The sequence below is a fragment of the Qingrenia yutianensis genome (assembly GCF_014385105.1).
Taxonomy (GTDB): domain Bacteria; phylum Bacillota; class Clostridia; order UMGS1810; family UMGS1810; genus Qingrenia; species Qingrenia yutianensis.
The window spans coordinates 1-529 of sequence record NZ_JACRTE010000113.1 but is presented as its reverse complement, the minus strand read 5'-3'; the positions used below and the strand labels follow the sequence as shown (position 1 = coordinate 529).

Sequence of the window (529 nt, the reverse complement as noted above, 5' to 3'; positions counted from 1 at the left end):
ATATGCGTGTGCAAGCGGAATGAGCTTTCTTTCAACCGATACAAAAGGCGACCTCGCAAGAAACTACGGTAATGTATGTAAGCAATACGGATATAATGTTGCGGTTATAGATTTGAGAAATCCGGTGCAGAGCGACACATTCAATATGCTTTCTATGGTGAATAAATATATGGACGCATACCGTGAAACAAGAGAGCTTTCCGATAAAGCAAAGGCGGAAAAGTATGCCAAGATAACGGCTAAAACTATTATATATTCCGGCGAGGGCGATGCGTCAAGCTACGGGCAAAACGCCTTTTTCTACGATGCTGCGGAAGGACTTCTGACATCGATTATTCTTCTTGTTGCCGAATACTGTGAGCCTGCGGAACGGCATATTATATCCGTATTCAAAATGATACAGGACTTGCTTGCGCCCTTACCATGTTCATGTTTGAACCGTCAGCCCAAAACGGATCGGAGCCACCCTCGGTTTTAAGCCTGTCCCATCTTTCAAAGCGTTCCTCCAAGCATTCTTTTAAATCAATCT

The 529-nt window shown here is 43.9% G+C and carries 1 pseudogene; it reads left to right on the top strand.

The features are described 5' to 3' along the window. Positions 1–418: pseudogene (locus H8706_RS12355) on the top strand (type IV secretory system conjugative DNA transfer family protein); the annotation flags it as partial. Between the last annotated feature and the right edge of the window lie 111 nt (positions 419–529).